The 16363-nt window shown below is 61.4% G+C and carries 18 protein-coding genes and 1 tRNA gene; 15 read left to right on the top strand and 4 right to left on the bottom strand.

From position 1 onward, the window contains the following. The first annotated feature begins 725 nt into the window (after positions 1-725). The 3 genes from FLO80_RS10590 (at position 726) to FLO80_RS10580 (ending at position 2243) form a co-directional block, all read left to right on the top strand. Entirely contained in the window at positions 726-1331 is a 606-nt protein-coding gene (locus FLO80_RS10590) for a recombinase family protein (protein WP_111368212.1), read from the top strand. Beyond that, entirely contained in the window at positions 1315-1758 is a 444-nt protein-coding gene (locus tag FLO80_RS10585) for a hypothetical protein (RefSeq protein WP_111368183.1), read from the top strand. The genes FLO80_RS10590 and FLO80_RS10585 overlap by 17 nt, the downstream gene beginning before the upstream one ends. A gap of 140 nt (positions 1759-1898) precedes the next feature. Then, positions 1899-2243: a hypothetical protein gene (locus FLO80_RS10580; protein WP_146611063.1), complete on the top strand. Its 345-nt coding sequence runs from the start codon at positions 1899-1901 to the stop codon at positions 2241-2243. 142 nt (positions 2244-2385) lie between these two features. Here the strand turns inward: FLO80_RS10580 and FLO80_RS10575 are convergent, their stop codons facing one another. After that, positions 2386-2871, bottom strand: coding sequence for a hypothetical protein (locus FLO80_RS10575; protein WP_223145479.1), 486 nt, complete (start codon positions 2869-2871; stop codon positions 2386-2388). A 48-nt stretch (positions 2872-2919) separates the two neighbouring features. Between FLO80_RS10575 and FLO80_RS10570 the strand changes: the two genes are divergently transcribed. Further along, a complete protein-coding gene (locus FLO80_RS10570) occupies positions 2920-4314 on the top strand; it encodes a terminase large subunit domain-containing protein (RefSeq protein ID WP_188078264.1) in 1395 nt (464 codons plus the stop codon). Here FLO80_RS10570 and FLO80_RS10565 read toward each other — a convergent pair. Further along, complete coding sequence (locus FLO80_RS10565) at positions 4307-4990, bottom strand: HEPN domain-containing protein (RefSeq protein ID WP_111368174.1); 684 nt, start codon at positions 4988-4990, stop codon at positions 4307-4309. The two genes, FLO80_RS10570 and FLO80_RS10565, sit on opposite strands and share 8 nt — an antisense overlap. Before the next feature lie 123 nt (positions 4991-5113). Between FLO80_RS10565 and FLO80_RS10560 the strand changes: the two genes are divergently transcribed. The 5 genes from FLO80_RS10560 to dcd all read left to right on the top strand — a co-directional run bounded on the left by FLO80_RS10560 (position 5114) and on the right by dcd (position 8335). Next, positions 5114-5917, top strand: coding sequence for a hypothetical protein (locus FLO80_RS10560; RefSeq protein ID WP_146611062.1), 804 nt, complete (start codon positions 5114-5116; stop codon positions 5915-5917). After that, positions 5914-6276: a hypothetical protein gene (locus FLO80_RS10555; protein WP_111368169.1), complete on the top strand. Its 363-nt coding sequence runs from the start codon at positions 5914-5916 to the stop codon at positions 6274-6276. Before FLO80_RS10560 ends, FLO80_RS10555 begins: the two co-directional genes overlap by 4 nt. Before the next feature lie 92 nt (positions 6277-6368). Beyond that, positions 6369-6734 (top strand): hypothetical protein, encoded by a 366-nt coding sequence (locus tag FLO80_RS10550; protein ID WP_111368167.1) that lies wholly within the window; start codon positions 6369-6371, stop codon positions 6732-6734. After that, on the top strand, positions 6679-7743 hold the full coding sequence (locus FLO80_RS10545; protein WP_146611061.1) for a hypothetical protein: 1065 nt from the start codon (positions 6679-6681) through the stop codon (positions 7741-7743). Before FLO80_RS10550 ends, FLO80_RS10545 begins: the two co-directional genes overlap by 56 nt. After that, positions 7727-8335 (top strand): dCTP deaminase, encoded by a 609-nt coding sequence (gene dcd / locus FLO80_RS10540; protein ID WP_111368162.1) that lies wholly within the window; start codon positions 7727-7729, stop codon positions 8333-8335. Before FLO80_RS10545 ends, dcd begins: the two co-directional genes overlap by 17 nt. Before the next feature lie 26 nt (positions 8336-8361). Here dcd and FLO80_RS10535 read toward each other — a convergent pair. Then, a tRNA-Arg gene (locus tag FLO80_RS10535) sits at positions 8362-8438 on the bottom strand. Between the two features lie 290 nt (positions 8439-8728). On the opposite strand from FLO80_RS10535, the gene FLO80_RS10530 reads away from it, so the two are divergent. The 6 genes from FLO80_RS10530 (at position 8729) to FLO80_RS10505 (ending at position 15711) form a co-directional block, all read left to right on the top strand. Then, on the top strand, positions 8729-9763 hold the full coding sequence (locus FLO80_RS10530) for a LacI family DNA-binding transcriptional regulator (RefSeq protein WP_111368159.1): 1035 nt from the start codon (positions 8729-8731) through the stop codon (positions 9761-9763). 80 nt (positions 9764-9843) lie between these two features. Continuing rightward, positions 9844-10710, top strand: a complete 867-nt coding sequence (locus FLO80_RS10525) for a flagellar motor protein MotB (RefSeq protein ID WP_111368156.1) — start codon at positions 9844-9846, stop codon at positions 10708-10710. Positions 10711-10803: 93 nt separating this feature from the next. Beyond that, the gene (locus FLO80_RS10520; RefSeq protein ID WP_188078263.1) at positions 10804-12105 is read left to right on the top strand and encodes a flagellar hook protein FlgE; all 1302 of its coding nucleotides are present in this window, start codon (positions 10804-10806) and stop codon (positions 12103-12105) included. Positions 12106-12145: 40 nt separating this feature from the next. Beyond that, the gene (gene flgK, locus FLO80_RS10515) at positions 12146-13600 is read left to right on the top strand and encodes a flagellar hook-associated protein FlgK (protein WP_111368151.1); all 1455 of its coding nucleotides are present in this window, start codon (positions 12146-12148) and stop codon (positions 13598-13600) included. 3 nt (positions 13601-13603) lie between these two features. Next, positions 13604-14614: a flagellin gene (locus FLO80_RS10510; protein ID WP_111368149.1), complete on the top strand. Its 1011-nt coding sequence runs from the start codon at positions 13604-13606 to the stop codon at positions 14612-14614. Continuing rightward, positions 14611-15711, top strand: a complete 1101-nt coding sequence (locus FLO80_RS10505; protein ID WP_111368146.1) for a flagellar basal body P-ring protein FlgI — start codon at positions 14611-14613, stop codon at positions 15709-15711. The genes FLO80_RS10510 and FLO80_RS10505 overlap by 4 nt, the downstream gene beginning before the upstream one ends. Before the next feature lie 4 nt (positions 15712-15715). Here FLO80_RS10505 and FLO80_RS10500 read toward each other — a convergent pair whose 3' ends face one another. Further along, positions 15716-16312 carry a DUF1285 domain-containing protein gene (locus FLO80_RS10500; protein ID WP_111368144.1) on the bottom strand — a complete coding sequence of 199 codons (597 nt, stop codon included), beginning with the start codon at positions 16310-16312 and terminating at the stop codon, positions 15716-15718. Between the last annotated feature and the right edge of the window lie 51 nt (positions 16313-16363).

Here is a 16363-nt window from a genome sequence, read left to right as displayed (position 1 = left end):
AAGAACCGCGCATAGCGCCAACCCGGACCCCCGCAGGCCCGCCGCCGCTGCGCTATGTGAGGGCTACGCAGCGCCGGGCCTGCTCAGCTCAAAGGGGTCAATTTTGAATGCCGATAGGGGGTCAGCTTTGGATGCCGATTGACACGGGATGCGCCACCGTGCCAGATAGTTGCGCCCCCGCTGGGGGTTAGCGCATCGGCTCCCGTTCTTCCCGTTCTAGTCGTTTTCCGACGCGGTTCCTTTTTTCTCCTTTCTCGGACCTTCTTCTGCGCGTCTTCTCTCTCATTTCTCTAACTCTCTAAAAGAACGGGAGGAACGGGAAGAACGGGAGCCTATGTCGGAAAACCCTTCGTTCTCTGGGCGCTACGACCTTGCACCCTGCATCCCGTTCTGAGGGCGCGCCGATCCGAAACGGGAAGATCGGGAAGGCGGCTGCGCGCCGCTTCTCTGGGCAGGGGGATGCAGCAACACGCGCCTGCCGCCCCGGTAAAAGGGCGCGCCAGATCGGCCACCGCCGCCCTGGCCATGCTGATCCGCGCTGCGACAGCAAGAAACGGGCCGCCCGGAAAAGGGGTCCCGAAACGCGCGCCGCATCGCCCAGGTTCTCTGGGCTGCGAAGTCAGCAAGAAATCGGCCCGCCATCCGTCCCCTTTCCGGGCTAGACCGGCCCACATTGTTCACGATATGTTCTCCCATCGGCGGGGCAGCACAGAGGAGAAATGGAGATGGCGAAGCGCGTGGCGATCTATGCCCGGGTCAGCACCGGGGGCCAGACCACTGAGAACCAACTCGTCCGGCTGCGGGAGGTGGCCGAGCGGGCCGGGTGGGACGTAGTGCAGGAGTATGTCGATACGGCATCCGGCGCCAGCCGCTCGCGCCCGGCGCTTGACCGGATGATGGCCGACGCCCGGCGGCGGCGCTTTGACCTGATCGCCGCTGTTGACGTGTCGCGCCTCGGGCGCAGCCTCGCCAACCTCGCGGCCCTTTTCGAGGAGGTGCGGCAGATCGGCTGCGACCTCTACCTTGACCGCGAGGCGGTGGACACCACCACCCCAGCGGGCCGCGCGCTCTTGGGCATGGCCTCGGTCTTCGCGGCATTCGAGCGTGACATGATTGTCGAGCGCACCCACGCCGGGATCGTCCGTGCCCGGCTTCGGGGCGTCAGGTTCGGTCGGCCAGAGACGGGCGACGGCACCTGCGAGGCAATCCGCTCGCTCCGGTCGCAGGGCCTAGGCATCAACAAGATCGCGGCGGAGCTGCGCGTGGGCAAGTCTGTCGTGCAGCGGATCGCCAATGAGATGAAGGAGGAGGCGCATGGAAGCCAAGCCTGAAATCCCCGCCCGGCGCGTCGTGAATGACGCCGGCAAGAGCGAGTGGCGCGTTGGCCGGCGTGGCTTGAAGGTGGTCGAGGAACTGGCTGCCCGGGGCGTTGCCGTCGCCACCATCGCCAAGGCCCTGCGCATGGGCAAGGATGCATTCCGAAACGTGCGCGAGCGCCAGCCTGAGGTTCAGGAGGCGCTGGACCGGGGGAGGGCCAAAGAGCATGACGCGCTGGTGGCGAAGCTTTACGAGACGGCGATGGAAGGCAACGTGATCGCGGGCATGTTCCTGTTGAAGGCCCGCCATTCGTACCGCGAGGGCGAGCCCTTGGAGGGCGGCGGTAGTGCCGTGCAGGTCAACATCAACCTCCCCTCCGCCATGACGCCCGAGGACTACCGCAAGATGGTGGACGTGACGCCTTCGAAAGAACCTGATTGAGCAGTTCTAGGCTCCGGCTGCAAAAAAAACTTGAAAAGAGAGCAGTGCTATCCAATATTTACAAGGCTCGTAGTCGTAGTCTCGGAGTTTTCTATGCGCAAAAGCAATGAGGACTGCAAGGGCTAGTGATGGAGCTCCTTATGATCGCGGCAGCAGTTGCCACGATCATAGGAGCAGCGGCGGCGGGAATACCGGTCTATGACCGGATATCTCAGTGGCGGCGGTCAAACGTTGACAGCCAACGCAGCAAGGAAGGTGGATGCGAATGCGGTATGCTCAATTCCCCTTCGGCCACGACAGTCGGTCACACGAATGGTTTGATCGGCGTGGAGGTGAAAATCTCCTTGGTGGTTCCATCTGATGAAAAGCATTTAGTCGCCGCTGTCAAAGAAGTGCAGCGTGCATTAAAGGTTGGGTTGAGTTCCTCAATTGGTTCTGAATTCCAGCCTTTGTCTACGGAGCCGAAAAGTGACGAAAAGCCGTAATTTGACAGACCGCCACTTCGTCCAAGTAGGCTGATTCACTGGCAAACCCGCAAGGGCATACCAGGTTCTAAATCGAAAGAGCGCCTTGCGCTCTATATCAAACAGAGCGGGCTCCTTCGGGAGCCCGCTCATCTTTTTTGGGCTAGGGCATCGCCACCGCGACCTCGGCAGTCACGTCGCGCACCCCGGGCGCTGACCAAACGTCCTCCCGCAGGATGAATTTGTGGCTGTTGGTATGGGCGACATAGGTTGACCGTGCCTCCACCACGCCGCGCGGGATCAGCGCCGCCCTGACCACGCAGAAGTCATCATCAAAGATCACGCCCGCCAGCACGTCGAAGTGCCCGCCCGCAAGGTCGCGGATAGCTGACAGCTGGCGCGACGGGTTGCGCCGGTGCACCCGGCGCCCCTTGATCTGGAAGCGCGTCCCGTCCGGCCCGGTCGCGTCGTATCCCCGCTCAGAGTTCGGGGCCTGAGCCCAGCCGAAGGCGGCGCAGAACAGGTGTTCGGCTAGGTCGCCGGTCGGATTGTTGGCACTGCGCACGACACCGCGCGCCCGCAGCTCTTCGCCTATCTGGGCATGGAGCGCGAGGAGTTCGGCGGCGGTCATCTGGGTAAGGTCAGGCAACAAGTATCTCCCGGGGCGGCAAGCCATTGTTCCAGCTATAGTAACCCCATGATGCAGAACACCGCCACCATCGACATTGCTCCCACGCTGTTTCAGGCGCGCGTCCTGTCGCTGCCCCTCGAATGGGACCTGCTGCTGGACGGCGGGCGTGGTGGTGGCAAGACCTATGCCGCGATCCTTGAGGTCTTCCGCCGGGCCGAGCGTTGGGGCGCACAGTCGCGCACCCTCATCACCCGCCGGACGCAGGGCGCGCTCTCCGAGCTTGAGCATGAATTGCTGTCCATCTTCCGGCTTCGCTACGGCACAGCCGCCCGACACAACGCGAATGAGCACGTCTTCCGGCTGCCGAACGGGGCCTATGTCGAGCTGCGAAACCTCGAAGCGCACAAGGACCTCCTGCCGCTACAGGGCAAGAGTTTCGACTGCATCGTGGCCGAGGAGGTCGGGCAGTATGCCGACCTGAGCATGTTCGACTTCCTGCGCGGCTGCCTCCGGTCTGCGTCGGGCGTGCCATGCCGGTTCATCATGACCGCGAATCCGGGCGGCCCGGGCCACGCCGCCATCGCCAAACGCTTCATCTTCGGGCGGCCTGCATGGGCACCCGTCACCGATCCCGTCTCGGGGCGCACCTATGTCCGCTGCCCGTCGAAGCTGACCGACAACCCCCGCCTGCCGGAGGAGTACGGCGCTCAGCTCGCCGCCATCGCCAAGGTTGACCCGGGCCTTGCGCAGGCGTGGATTGACGGTGACTGGACTGCCGTTGCCGGTGACTACTTCGGGGGCGTGTTCGATGAGGCGCGCAATGTGGTCGCGCCGCCAGATCCAGCCGACCGGCCTTTCAGCCAGCCCCTCAACTGGGCAATCCGTTACTCCTGCGACTGGGGCACCACGGCCCCGGCGGTGGTCCTGTTCGCGGCGATCTCACCGGGGGCGGAGGTGTCAGGCACCTTCATGCCGAAGGGGTCCTTCTTCATCTTCGATGAGGTCCACACCGCTTATCCCGAAGACCTGAACAGGGGCACTCGCGCGCCGGTCTCCGAGGTCGCCGCCGACATCCTCGAAGCTCTCGCGCAGTGGGGCATCCCGCCGCGCCGTGCCTCGGGCATCCTAGACTGCGCGCAGTTCGCCTCTCAGGCCTCGGATCAGGCGGCGGTGTCGGACTTGTTCCGGCAGGAGGGCGTCCACTTCTGGCCCTCGGTGAAGGGGCGGCGCACAGCCCGACTGCCGAAGCTTCGCGAGCTGATGCAGGCGGCGGGAGACGGCACCCGGCCCGGGCTCTTTGTCTCGGCCCGCTGCACCTACTTCCTGAACACCGTGCCGTACCTGGGTCGCTCGCAGCGCAACCCCGAAGACTGTCAGACGGACGGGCCGGACCACGCGCTGGACGCCGCAAGCTACCTCGTCAGCACCGAGCCGCCGCGCCTGATCCGCCGGGTTATTTAGTTTTTTTGGGCAACCAAAGAGGTTTGCCCGTCACCTTCTTTACGTGCGTGTTTACTTGCCCTCCGGTCTTCCCTACGAGAGCTTGCACGAACTCAAAATAGTCGGTCACGTTCTTCTTAGTGACGCTCGTGTCGTGTTGACCTCGATGGGCAATCGCCCCCCGCAGCGTAACATATTCGTCCAATTTTTGGGTCGCTCTGTCTGCCTTCATTTTCTTCGGCCAATACCAATGGCTCGACATTTTTTCTATTCCAACAGCCGTCTTGAAAAGCTCATTGATTTGATCAGTCTTTGGAGTATTCAGCCTTCGGTCCCGTTCTTCCTTTAGCTGTTCCAAATGCACAGTCAAATAAGCGCGCCAGCCTTCATCGGCGATTTTCCACACTTCGAGTTCGTGAGCTTCTTTCTTCAACTTTTTCGCAACAAGCTTCTTGAGTTCCGTGGGTAGGGCATCCGCCGTTTTCGCATGTTTTATGATGTGTGCCAGACCTTCCGCTGCCACGTCTTCACAATATGCCTCCCAAAACGCAGTAATCAGAACTATTGCGGATTTGTTCAATACTTCGAGACCATAGCGCCGCCCAGGCCCGGTGCCGCCGATTTCTTCGTGAACCTTAAGAAGCCGTTCAATATCTTTGGCGTTCTTATCGAAGGCAGCCCTTGCTTTGCTGGCCATTGAAACCGTCCAAATTTCTTAGATGCTGGACTCAGTGGACGCGAATGTTCGCACTTTCGCAACAAGTAATAGCGCTCTGAGGCGCATGGCGTTCAAGTTATAGTTGTCCGCAGGAAAGGGGCGATGGCGACCCTGACAGCGCAGTGGCAGCGCGTCGGCCCCGTGACACCTAGACAGGAGCCGACAATGGAAGCCACCATCTCCACCACCGACAATCCCCCGACCTTGCCCCCGGCGGGCACCCTCTATGGCCTGCCCGAGCTGGCCGATGCGGCGGCCACGGCCACTCGCCTTGAGGAGAAGCACCGCGCAATGATCGACCGGCTGGAAGCCGCGATCCAGAAGCAGGGGCAGGACGCCGCCGACAGCGCCCGCCGGGCGGGGTTCGGCAAGCTCGATGCCGAGAATGCTGGGCGCAAGATGGGCGTGAAGGCCCGGGCCGACTTGCGCGAGAGTTCCGACGATGACCGCTGGGCGATCCTGCGCCAGCTCAATGCGCTGGCCTCGGGCCTCTCTGCATCCGAGGCTCTGTGGGCTTCGCCCGTGGTCGCGCTGGCCCGCACCGGGATCGGCGGCGACAAGCGCACCAACCACATGGCGCAGCTTTCGGGCGCTGGCCCGGCTGAGCTGAAGACGGCGGCAGTGCTGGCCGTGGCGACCGAGGACCGGGTGCTTGGCGCCGCCGTCGCCGCGCTGCTCGACCGGATGCCGCGCAAGGGCCGCGCCGTCTCGCCGGTGGAGCTGGCCGAGCGGCTGGTGGGCGCGGATGTAGGGCAGGCCCGGGCAGCCATCGCCTCGGTGAAGCAGGCGCAGCAGCGCGCCCTGAATGCTGACCGCGAGTTCGCATCGGGCCGCCGGAACGCCACGGCGCGCATCGCATCGGCGCTGGCTGAGCGCGACATTGCAGCGTTGGAGGGCGGCGAATGACCCGCGACCAGCGGATCGTGGACGGTTACGGCATCGTCTTCGATGAACCCACACGGCTCGCCCATCAGGCGCTGCTCGAATGGGCCGCCTATGACCCGGAGGGAGACGGCTGGCCGACCCCCGCTGACGTGGTGCGCTTCGCCCGCTTCTATGGCGTCCCCGCCGCTCGGTTGGGCGGCCTGTTTGGGTTGCTCTCCCGCCGCGTCGGGCGGCGTGTCGTCTGGGCGGACATGGCCCGCGCGCCCGAGGTCGGGGCGCGGATCGGCGTGGCGACCTTCTCGCACGATGCCTTGGTGGCCTACGGCTTCTTCCGGGCAAGCTGGGCAGTGTTCGAGAGTGACCGGGCGACCATCCACTAGCAAATTCGCGCGCGGTCACTCGATTTTTTGAGACAGACGAGTTGACCCGATTCACCACTTGATTCACAGTACACGAATCAGGGGAGACAAAAATGTTAGCCGCAGCTTCGCCTACTTCTGAGCACCCCCTCGAAACCATCAAGCTCGTTTTGTTGCTTGAAGCACGGGGCGAAAAATACCCCGAGAGCTTGAAGAACTACTTGAAGGATGTGCTCACACAGACGCTTGATCTCCTGCGCGATCCAGCTGCATCAGCACCGACCGCGCTGCCGGATGCTGTTTCGCTGGCGGTGAAACTCTCGACCAATGATGACCTTCGCAGCGCTGTCGAAGAAATCCTGAAAGAGGATGACATTGCGAGTGCAGCCGCCCAGAATGCTTTAAGCAACTTGGAGGCGGATTGTGACGCCAATCGTCAATCTGCACATTTTAGTCGAGAGATATACGCAGCTATCTAAGTCGGCGTACTTCGATCCCGCTTTTCGTGACTTTGCCTCCCGGACCGTCGAGGCGATTGTCCATGTAATTGAAAATGCCGCGAGCTACCCTGAAGAGGTCGTGCGTCAGTTTCAGGAGCATGCGTGGCACGTCATGCAGTTCCTCAAGGGAAGCCGATCCAATGACGCCCCTCATGAGGCTCAGTATGTACTTTCCAAAGCGCTCAAAGAGTGGATCAACGATGACGCGTTGATTTCTAGCGCGTCGCTCGAACACTTTGGGTTCTTCCTTAACCCTGCGGACCTGTGGTCGCATATTGCGCGTGCCTTGAATATGTTTGACACAAAGGGTTACTCGCCCCTCTTGGTTCGAATAGGATCGCCGGAGGCATTTAAACACCGGCCAATATTCTGCATCCCACTCTTTCATGAACTCGGTCATTTTGTGGATCACCACTACAAGATTTCCGAGTTGTCGCTCTTGTTCGCACAGCCGGGACCACCCCCAGCGAACCTACATCCTGCAATCTGGCGTGAAGCAAATCTAAATCACAGGATGGAGCACTTCGCAGACTTGTTTTCCGCCTGCTATACAGGCGAGGGCAGCAAGAAGTCTCTCTTGGCTATTGCACCAAACCATGGAGCCAGCCACACCCACCCCGCGACGGCCAAACGTGTTGAGGTGATCGAGCACTTCCTAGGCGGCCATCAAAATCCAATGGTCGATCTGTTCCAAGCGACCCTAGCGGCGCGAAAACTACCCTCGTTGAGTCAGCGTTTTAAGCTGCCGGACCTCACGGCCTCCTTCAACGATGTCCTGCCTCATCGACTTCTGGAAGACGCGGAGCTCTATGGGATCTTCTACGGCGGGTGGGAATACCTGTTTGACCAGATTTCTAACCGCGCTGCGCCATGGATAGACGAAGGGGTTGACGTCCATGGAATTGAGCGGACAGTCAACGACTTAGTTGAAAAATCTATCCGTAACTTCGAAATTCGAGAAAGATGGGACAGTGTCGTTACTAACTAGAGAGGAGCTCAGGGCTAGGATCAACAGCGGGAAGGAGGGGCAGATCTTCATGGACCCCCTGTTGGGAGACGATCAAGTCGGGGCAGTTTCTGTTGACTTGCGCCTCGGTTATGACTTCCTCGTTTCGGTCCTCAACCAAAGACCCAGCATCAGCTTGCACCCCGATCATGACCACTCGGGGCCTGAGGTCTTTTTCCAGTCCACCAGACGCGACCTCGGGGACGTTTTCCTCATACATCCGGGACAGACTGTCCTAGCGACCTCCCTTGAATACGTGGGATTGCCGTTGGACGTGTACGCGGACATAATCAGCAGAAGCAGCTACCATCGCCTCGGGATCAGCATCAACTCGATGTTTCAGCCGGGCTTTCGCGGCTGTGTCTCGCTGGAACTGTTCAACCATTCGAATGTGCCGATTGAGCTGGTTGTCGGCAGCAGGGTAGTTCAAGCTCGGTTCTTCAGGAACGAGCAAGCGGAAGCATACATGAACCCGGGGCAACGGCGGAAATACATCGGGCATGTTAGGCCAACAATTTCTCGGGCATCGCGCGACGAGGATCTTCCTCTGCTCGCAAGTCTATCTAAAAAGTGAAATATTTCATGAGCTTAATGGGAAGATGGCGACCCCGGCAGGACTTGAACCTGCAACCTATCCCTTAGGAGGGGATTGCTCTATCCAGTTGAGCCACGGGGCCTAGTTTTCACCTTCATACGGTTCGGAAAACGGTTCGCGCAAGGCTGACTTTTCCCTAACCGTCTGTCTCTCCATCTTCTTTCGGCCCCAGACCCTCCGCTTAGGAGGGGGCTGCTCTATCCAGTTGAGCCACGGGGCCATCTTCGGGCTTGTTAACGCAGGATTGCCGCCTTGTCATGACCATGTTTGCCCTTGGCGCTGCCTTTGTCTCTAACTGCTTGCGTCACGGGTTGAACAGGGTTGACGCTTCGGGCTAACTGGATCGAGAGAACTCATGCCGGGCAGCACCCCTTGACCACGCCTCCGAAGCGACCCTTGACATTGCGAGATGTTTCCGAAGCCTCCGGCGTTTCGGAAATGACGGTCAGCCGCGTGTTGCGAAATCGGGATGATGTTTCCGAGGCGAGTCGTCAGAAAGTGCTTCAGGCGGCCAAGCGCCTTGGGTATGTGCCCAACAAGATCGCCGGCGCATTGGCGAGCCAGCGGGTCAATCTTGTCGCGGTGATCATCCCGTCGATGTCGAACATGGTCTTTCCCGAGGTCATGACCGGAATCAGCCGGACCCTGGAAGACAGCGAGCTTCAACCGGTGGTCGGAATCACCGATTATCTTCCCGAGAAGGAAGAGAAGGTGCTTTACGAAATGCTGTCCTGGCGCCCCTCCGGGGTGATCATTGCCGGGCTCGAACATTCCGACGCATCGCGCGCAATGCTTATGGCCAGCGGTATCCCCGTTGTGGAAATCATGGATACGGACGGTCAGCCGATCGACTCGGTCGTCGGGATCTCGCATCGCGCGGCGGGGCGCAAGATGGGTGAGGCGATCGTCGAGGCTGGCTACAGGAAGATCGCGTTTCTCGGCACGAAAATGCCGCTCGACCATCGTGCGCGCAAGCGGTTTGAAGGGTTTACCCAGGCTTTGGCCAAGGCGGGAATCGAGGTGGCGGATCACGAATTCTATTCCGGCGGTTCGGCGCTGGCCAAGGGGCGGGAAATGACCGAGGCCGTCCTGTCGCGCACCAATGACGTTGATTTCATCTATTATTCCAACGACATGATCGGGGCCGGGGGGCTTCTCTACCTGCTTGAGCAAGGGATCGATGTGCCCGGGCAAATCGGCCTGGCCGGTTTCAATGGTGTCGAACTCTTGCAAGGCTTGCCCAAGCGGCTTGCCACGATGGATGCCTGCCGGGCAGAGATTGGCCGACAGGCGGCCGAGATCATTCTAAGGCGCAGCCAGAGCGGCGATGCCGACCCGTCACCGACCAGGATCGAACTGACTCCGATGATCTCGCCGGGTGATACCTTGCGCGTGGCGGACTCCTGATCCTGAAAAATCGAGATTTAAGACAAGGGTAAGATTTGGCCTGTTACACCTTTTCCTGGGTGAGTTGAAAAGGTGGTGAGATGAGCGCGCAAAGCAATGCCGCGCCAGTCATCATCAAACGGAAGAAAATCGTTGCCGGTGGCGGTCACCACGGTGGGGCGTGGAAAGTAGCCTATGCCGATTTCGTGACGGCCATGATGGCGTTCTTCCTTTTGATGTGGCTGCTGAACGCGACGACAGAGCAGCAAAGAAAGGGCGTTTCCGACTATTTCAGCCCGACGATTCCCATCCATCGGGTGTCGGGTGGCGGGGATGGGGCATTTGGTGGAAACAGCGCCTTTTCCGAGCTCGAACTGCCACAGAACGGCACGGGTGCGACGAAGCTGCGCCCGACGGAAGCCCGGCAGGCGCGGGGCGAAAGCGGCCTGTCCGCAGACGGCATTGATGCCGGGGTGACACCAACCGACAAGGATGATCAGATCGATAGCCTCTTGCAGATCCAGGAGGCGCTCATGGGTCGTGGCGGGGAAAGCGCGATACCGGATGACATCCGCAAGCATGTCGTTTCGCGCGTGACCGACGAAGGGTTGGTTCTCGAGTTTTTCGATGCAGAGGGTCAGCAGATATTCAATTCCGGCGGCGATTCCCCGACGGAATTGCTGGACCGGATCGTGACGTTTCTCATGCCGGTGTTGGGCCAGATCGGGAATGGTGTCGCGATCAACGGGCATACACGCGCGCGCCCTGTGGTCATGGTCGAGAACCCGGTTTGGAGCCTGTCGTCATCGCGCGCCGACAGAATGCGGGTCGCGCTCCATGAGGCCGGGCTGACAGCGGATCGGTTCAAGCGGGTGACGGGACATGCCGACCGAAGCCTGGCCACCGGCAACCCGATGTCGCTTCGCAACAACCGGATCGAGATCGTCATCTTGCGGGACAGCAGGTGAAATCGCTGAGGATTTTAGCCGTTAGGCCGGTGTTAATGGCCACGCGTTAAGCCTTGTCGCTGACTGAGGTTGGTGCAGCAGAAAGGCGTATCCATGACGATTTCATCTTCGCTCAATGCCGGGGTTGCCGGTCTTGCCGCAAATGCGACAAGGCTGGCGGCGATTTCCGACAATATCGCGAATTCGGCCACGTTCGGCTATAAACGGATCGAGGCCGATTTTCATTCCATGGTGATTTCGTCCCAAGGGGGGACCTATTCCGCCGGTGGTGTCCGTAGCACGACGCAACGCCTGATCGACGAGCGGGGTGCGCTGGTCCCGACAGCAAATCCCACCGACCTTGCGGTGCGCGGTCGCGGTATGCTCCCGGTGGCCCAGATTTCCGATGTGCAGAGCGGCAATGGCCAGGCCCAGATGTATCTCTCGACAACCGGTTCGTTCCGCACCGATGCAAACGGTTATCTCAAGTCCGAAGGCGGGCAGGTTCTGCTTGGCTGGCCGGCCTTGGCGGATGGCACCATTCCGACCTATCCGCGGGACACGCCTGACGGGCTTGAGCCGGTTCGCATCAACGTAAACCAGTTCTCGGGCGAGCCGACCACCAAGATCGACCTGGCCCTCAATCTTCCGGCGGTCCAGACCGAGGCAGGTGCGCCCGGAACGGCTTCGGAACTGTCGGTGGAGTATTTTGACAATCTCGGGATCTCCGAGAATCTGATCATCGAATTCATGCCAACCGTTCCGGCGGCGGGGTCGTCGAACGCGTGGACAATGACCCTCTCGGATTCGGTGACACCGGGGGTGACCATCGGTGAATACGATCTGGTCTTCGACGACAGCCGCGCCTCGGGCGGAACGCTGCAATCGGTCACGGCGGTCACGGGGGGCGCCTATGATCCTGCGACGGGTGCTTTGATCGTCGACGTTGCGGGCGGGCCGATGGAACTCAATATCGGGCTTTTCGGCGCGTCTGACGGGCTGACCCAGCTTTCGGATACCTTTGCGCCGGGCACGATCTCGAAGGACGGGTTCCCGGCGGGAAACATGACTTCGGTTGAAGTCGATGCCAACGGCATTGTGCGGGCGCTGTTCGACACCGGGGTCACGCAAACGATCTATCAGGTTCCCCTTGTCGATCTGGCCAACCCGAACGGGATGGTGGCATTGGACGAACAAACCTATCTGCCATCGCCGGAAAGCGGTTCGTATTTCCTTTGGGATGCGGGCGACGGACCAACAGGTGATATCGCGTCCTTCGCGAGGGAAGAATCGACGACGGATGTCGCGGGCGAACTGACCTCGATGATCAAGACCCAACGGGCCTATTCCTCGAATGCCAAGGTCATTCAGACGGTGGACGAGATGCTTCAGGAAACCACCAATATCAAACGCTGAGGTATGACTTGAGACACATTTCCCCCCCAAGGAGTTTGTCATGACCCTGTCCGGAGCCCTGTCCAACGCGCTTTCGGGTTTGAATGCGGCCTCACGCTCTGCCCAGGTGACGGCGTCGAACCTGTCGAACGCCATGACCCCCGGCTATGGCCCCCGCACGATCGAACTGGGCGCGAACGGCCTGGGCGCGCATGGCGGTGTTGCCGTTCTGGGCACCACCCGCCATGTGAATCCTGGCCTGCTGTCCGAGGTTCGCATCGCGACCGCCGCCCGGGCCGAGACGGATGAGAAGGCCGGAGTCCACGCGCGACTTGAATCATTGATCGGGCTGCCCACCGACCCTGCATCGCTTGGCGCAACGATCACGCGGTTCGAAAGCACGCTGATCGCGGCGGCCAGCCGCCCGGACCTGGCCGAACGTCTCGGTGCCGTCGTGCAGAGCGCCGGGGATGTTGCCGACGGATTCAAACGGGTCTCGGACGGTGTCCAATCAATGCGTGGCGAAGCGGACCGCTATATTGCGAGTGATGTCGAGGATCTGAACGCTCTCCTGTCACAGGTGCGCGACATCAACCTGCAAATCACCGCCTCGACGGTGGGCGGGCGCGACACATCGGCACTCGAAGACCAGCGGCAGGTACTCATCGACAGCATCGCCGAGATCGTCCCGGTCAAGGAAATGCAGCGTGATCTTGGTGCGGTCGCGCTCTTTACGCCCGGGGGCGCAATCCTTCTCGATGGCGCCGCCGCGCAGGTCGGGTTCATGGCGACCAACGTCATTGCGCCACACATGACACGGGCCGGTGGAGAGCTGTCAGGGTTGACGATCAACGGCAGGCCGGTCGCGACCGACACCGTGACCGGCCCGATGCGGGGCGGACGATTGGGGGCCTTGTTCGATGTGCGCGACGAGATTGCCCCGAACGTCCAGGCCCAGGTCGACGCCCTGGCGCGCGACCTTGTCGAGCGGTTCGAAGGCACGGGTCTCGATGCGACCCGCGCCGCCGGCGATCCCGGTCTGTTCACTGATAACGGGGCAGTCGTTGCGCCCGGCAATGAAACCGGCCTGTCCGGTCGCCTGTCGCTTAATGATGCGGTGATCCCCGATAGCGGTGGCGCGCTCTGGCGCCTGCGCGACGGGTTGGGCGCGGTCGTGCCGGGCCCGGTGGGCAACGGCGCGCTGCTTCAAAACATGGCATCCACCCTTTCAGCGGGCCGGATCCCGGCCTCCGGGGCGTTCGGCCCCGCTGCAATGAGTGCCGCAGGCCTGCAATCCGGGTTGCTTGGCCAGATTGCCACCGACCGCAACGCAAGCGAGCTTGGACAGTCTTTCGCGGCGGCGCGGTTCGAAGCAGCCAATTCCCAACTTCTCGCCGAGGGGGTCGATTCGGATCAGGAAATGCAGCGCCTGATGCTGATCGAACAGGCCTATGCCGCGAATGCGCGCCTGCTGCAAACCGTCGGCGACATGTTCGACGCCTTGATGAGGATTTGATCCATGCCCAACCTTTCCCTCGGTGACATGGCGCAATCCGTCATGCTGCGCAGGCAGAACACGCAATTGTCGTCCGAACTCAACCAACTGGCCGAGGAGCTTGCGACCGGTCAGACCGCCGATCCGTCGCGGCACCTCAAAGGCAATTTCAGTTACCTGAGCGCGCTTGAACGCGATCGAACGATGCTCGAAAGCTATGGCATGGCCGCAGCCGAGGCCCAGACATTCACCGGCGCCATGCAATCGGTTCTGAACAAGGTGCAAGAGACGTCCGGCGACCTTGCGGCGGACCTGCTTGCCACAGGAAACGAGGGATTGCCCGAGGTGGTGCGCGCCGTGTCGGGCAAGGCCGGGGATGCGTTCGGTGCACTGGTGACGATGCTGAACACATCGGTCGCCGGGCAGACACTCTTTGCCGGGGCACGCACGGATTCCGCGGCCCTTGCCGGTGCGGACGATATGCTCGCCGCGATACGTGGCGTGGTCTCCGGTGAAACCGGCCTATCCGACATATTGGCTGCGATCGACGATTGGTTCGCCGTGCCGGGCGGTGGTTTCGAAACAGATGGCTATCTCGGCGAACAGAACGGGTTGAAGCCGTTTCTGCTCGGCGAGAACGAGACCGTTTCCCTCGATCTTGGCGCCGATGCCCCGCAACTGCGCAACATTCTCAAGCACACGGCAATCGCCGCCCTGGCGGCGGACCCCGCTCTTGGCTTTCCGGCCGAATTGCAGAAAAGCCTCCTGGTTCACGCCGGAAACGGGCTTGTCGCCGCGCAGAATCCCCTGACGGGCATTCGCGCCGATCTGGGATATGCCGAGGCCCGCGTTGACGAGATCGCGACGCGGATCGCCAGCGAAAAGACGGCATCGGAATATGCCATTGGCGCACTTCTGGGGGTGGACCCTTTTGAAACGGTGACCCGGCTGGAAGAGGTGCAGCTTCAGCTTGAGAGCCTCTACACTGCCACGGTGCGACTCGGCCGGTTGTCACTTGTGGGGTATATGCGATGAGGTTTTCTTTCATTTTCCCCTTGCTGCTGGCGCTGGCCGGAATGGCGCAGGGCAGCGAGATTAGGATCAAGAACCTGGTCGAGTTTGACGGTGTTCGCGGGAACGATCTCGTGGGTCATGGTCTCGTGGTCGGCCTGAACGGAACCGGCGACGGAATACGAAATGCCCCCTTCACCGAAGAGATCATGTCGAACATCCTTGAACGTCTGGGTGTGAACGTAACCGGTGAACAGTTCCGCCCCAAGAACGTGGCCGCGGTTTTCGTGACCGCCACGCTTCCGCCCTTCTCCAGATCCGGCAGCCAGATCGACGTGACGGTTTCGGCGATTGGCGACGCCAAGAGCCTGCTGGGCGGCACATTGATCATGACGCCCCTGAACGCCGCGGATGGACAGATCTATGCCGTGGCACAGGGAACGATCATCGCGGGCGGGGCGGTCGCCGAGGGGCAGGCGGCGGCCGTCATCCAGGGGGTGCCGACCTCCGGCGTGATCCCGTCGGGCGCCCGGGTGGAGCGGGAGGTCGATTTCGAGCTTGCCTCGCTCAGCACTGTGCGGATCGCGCTGCGCGAGCCGGATTTCACCACCGCGGGGCGGATCGAAACCGCGATCAATGCCACGCTGGGCCGCCAGGTCGCCATGATGCTCGATTCGGGGACGGTGCGGCTTGATATCACTGCCATGAACGCGCGCTCGCCGGCCCATGCCATCGGCCGGATCGAGAACATCCTCGTGCAACCCGAGCGCAAGGCGCGGGTGGTTGTCGATCAAAGATCGGGCACCATCGTCATGGGGCAGGATGTCCGCATTTCCCGCGTTGCCGTGTCTCAGGGCAATCTCAACCTGCGCGTTCAGGAAAGGCCGATCGTGGTGCAACCCAACCCCTTCGCCGAAGGCACCACGATCGTGGTGCCGCGAACCGATGTCGGGATCGAAGAGGAACCGGGCGTGGCCCTTGCCGAGGTTTCGCCGGGCACGTCGCTGTCAGAGGTGATCGCGGGTTTGAACGCCTTGGGCGTGGCCCCGCGCGACATGATCGACATCCTCAAGAGCATCAAGGCCGCAGGCGCACTTCACGCCGAATTCGTCGTGCACTGACGCCCTATGCATCCTTGATGTCTGATGACCGGACAATCGGAAAGAACCTCCCCTCGGACCAGAGGCCGAACCACGCGACACCGTCGATTTCGTGATGCGCGCCAAGATCGACCAACCGGTAAAAGCTCTTCCGGTCGATCAGGGCTTCGAGGTTGGCACGGATCAGGACATAGGGTCTCGGCTCCCCGGTGTCCGCGTCGATCTCGACCCGGATCGGGTTGGCCTCCGAGGCGGTCGCACGATCCCCGATATTCGTGAAAAACGTCAGGGCTTGATCCCGGCCCTCGTACTCGCGCGTGAAATCGACGGCCACGAACGGCGCGTCGTCCACGGTGATTCCCACTTTCTCGACCGGGGTCACGAGGAAATAATCGTCCCCGTCCTTGCGCAATATGGTGGAAAACAGCCGGACCAGTTCCGGCCGCCCGATCGGCGTTCCGAGATAATACCAGGTGCCATCCTGCGCGATCCGCATGTCGAGATCGCCGCAAAACGGCGGATTCCATTTGTGCACGGGCGGCAGGCCCTTTGCGCCCTTGGTGGCTTTCGCCGAGGCGAGAACGCCTTCCAATGACGGCTTCACGGTCATTTGTCCGCTCATAGCTTTTGCCATTCCTGTTTCGCGCGTTACACTCGGCCCGAGCCTATCCGA

This window comes from Aquicoccus porphyridii, assembly GCF_008369105.1.
Classification (GTDB): Bacteria; Pseudomonadota; Alphaproteobacteria; order Rhodobacterales; family Rhodobacteraceae; genus Aquicoccus; species Aquicoccus porphyridii.
The sequence above is the reverse complement of the archived record's forward strand: the minus strand, read 5'-3'. Positions and strand labels throughout refer to the sequence as shown.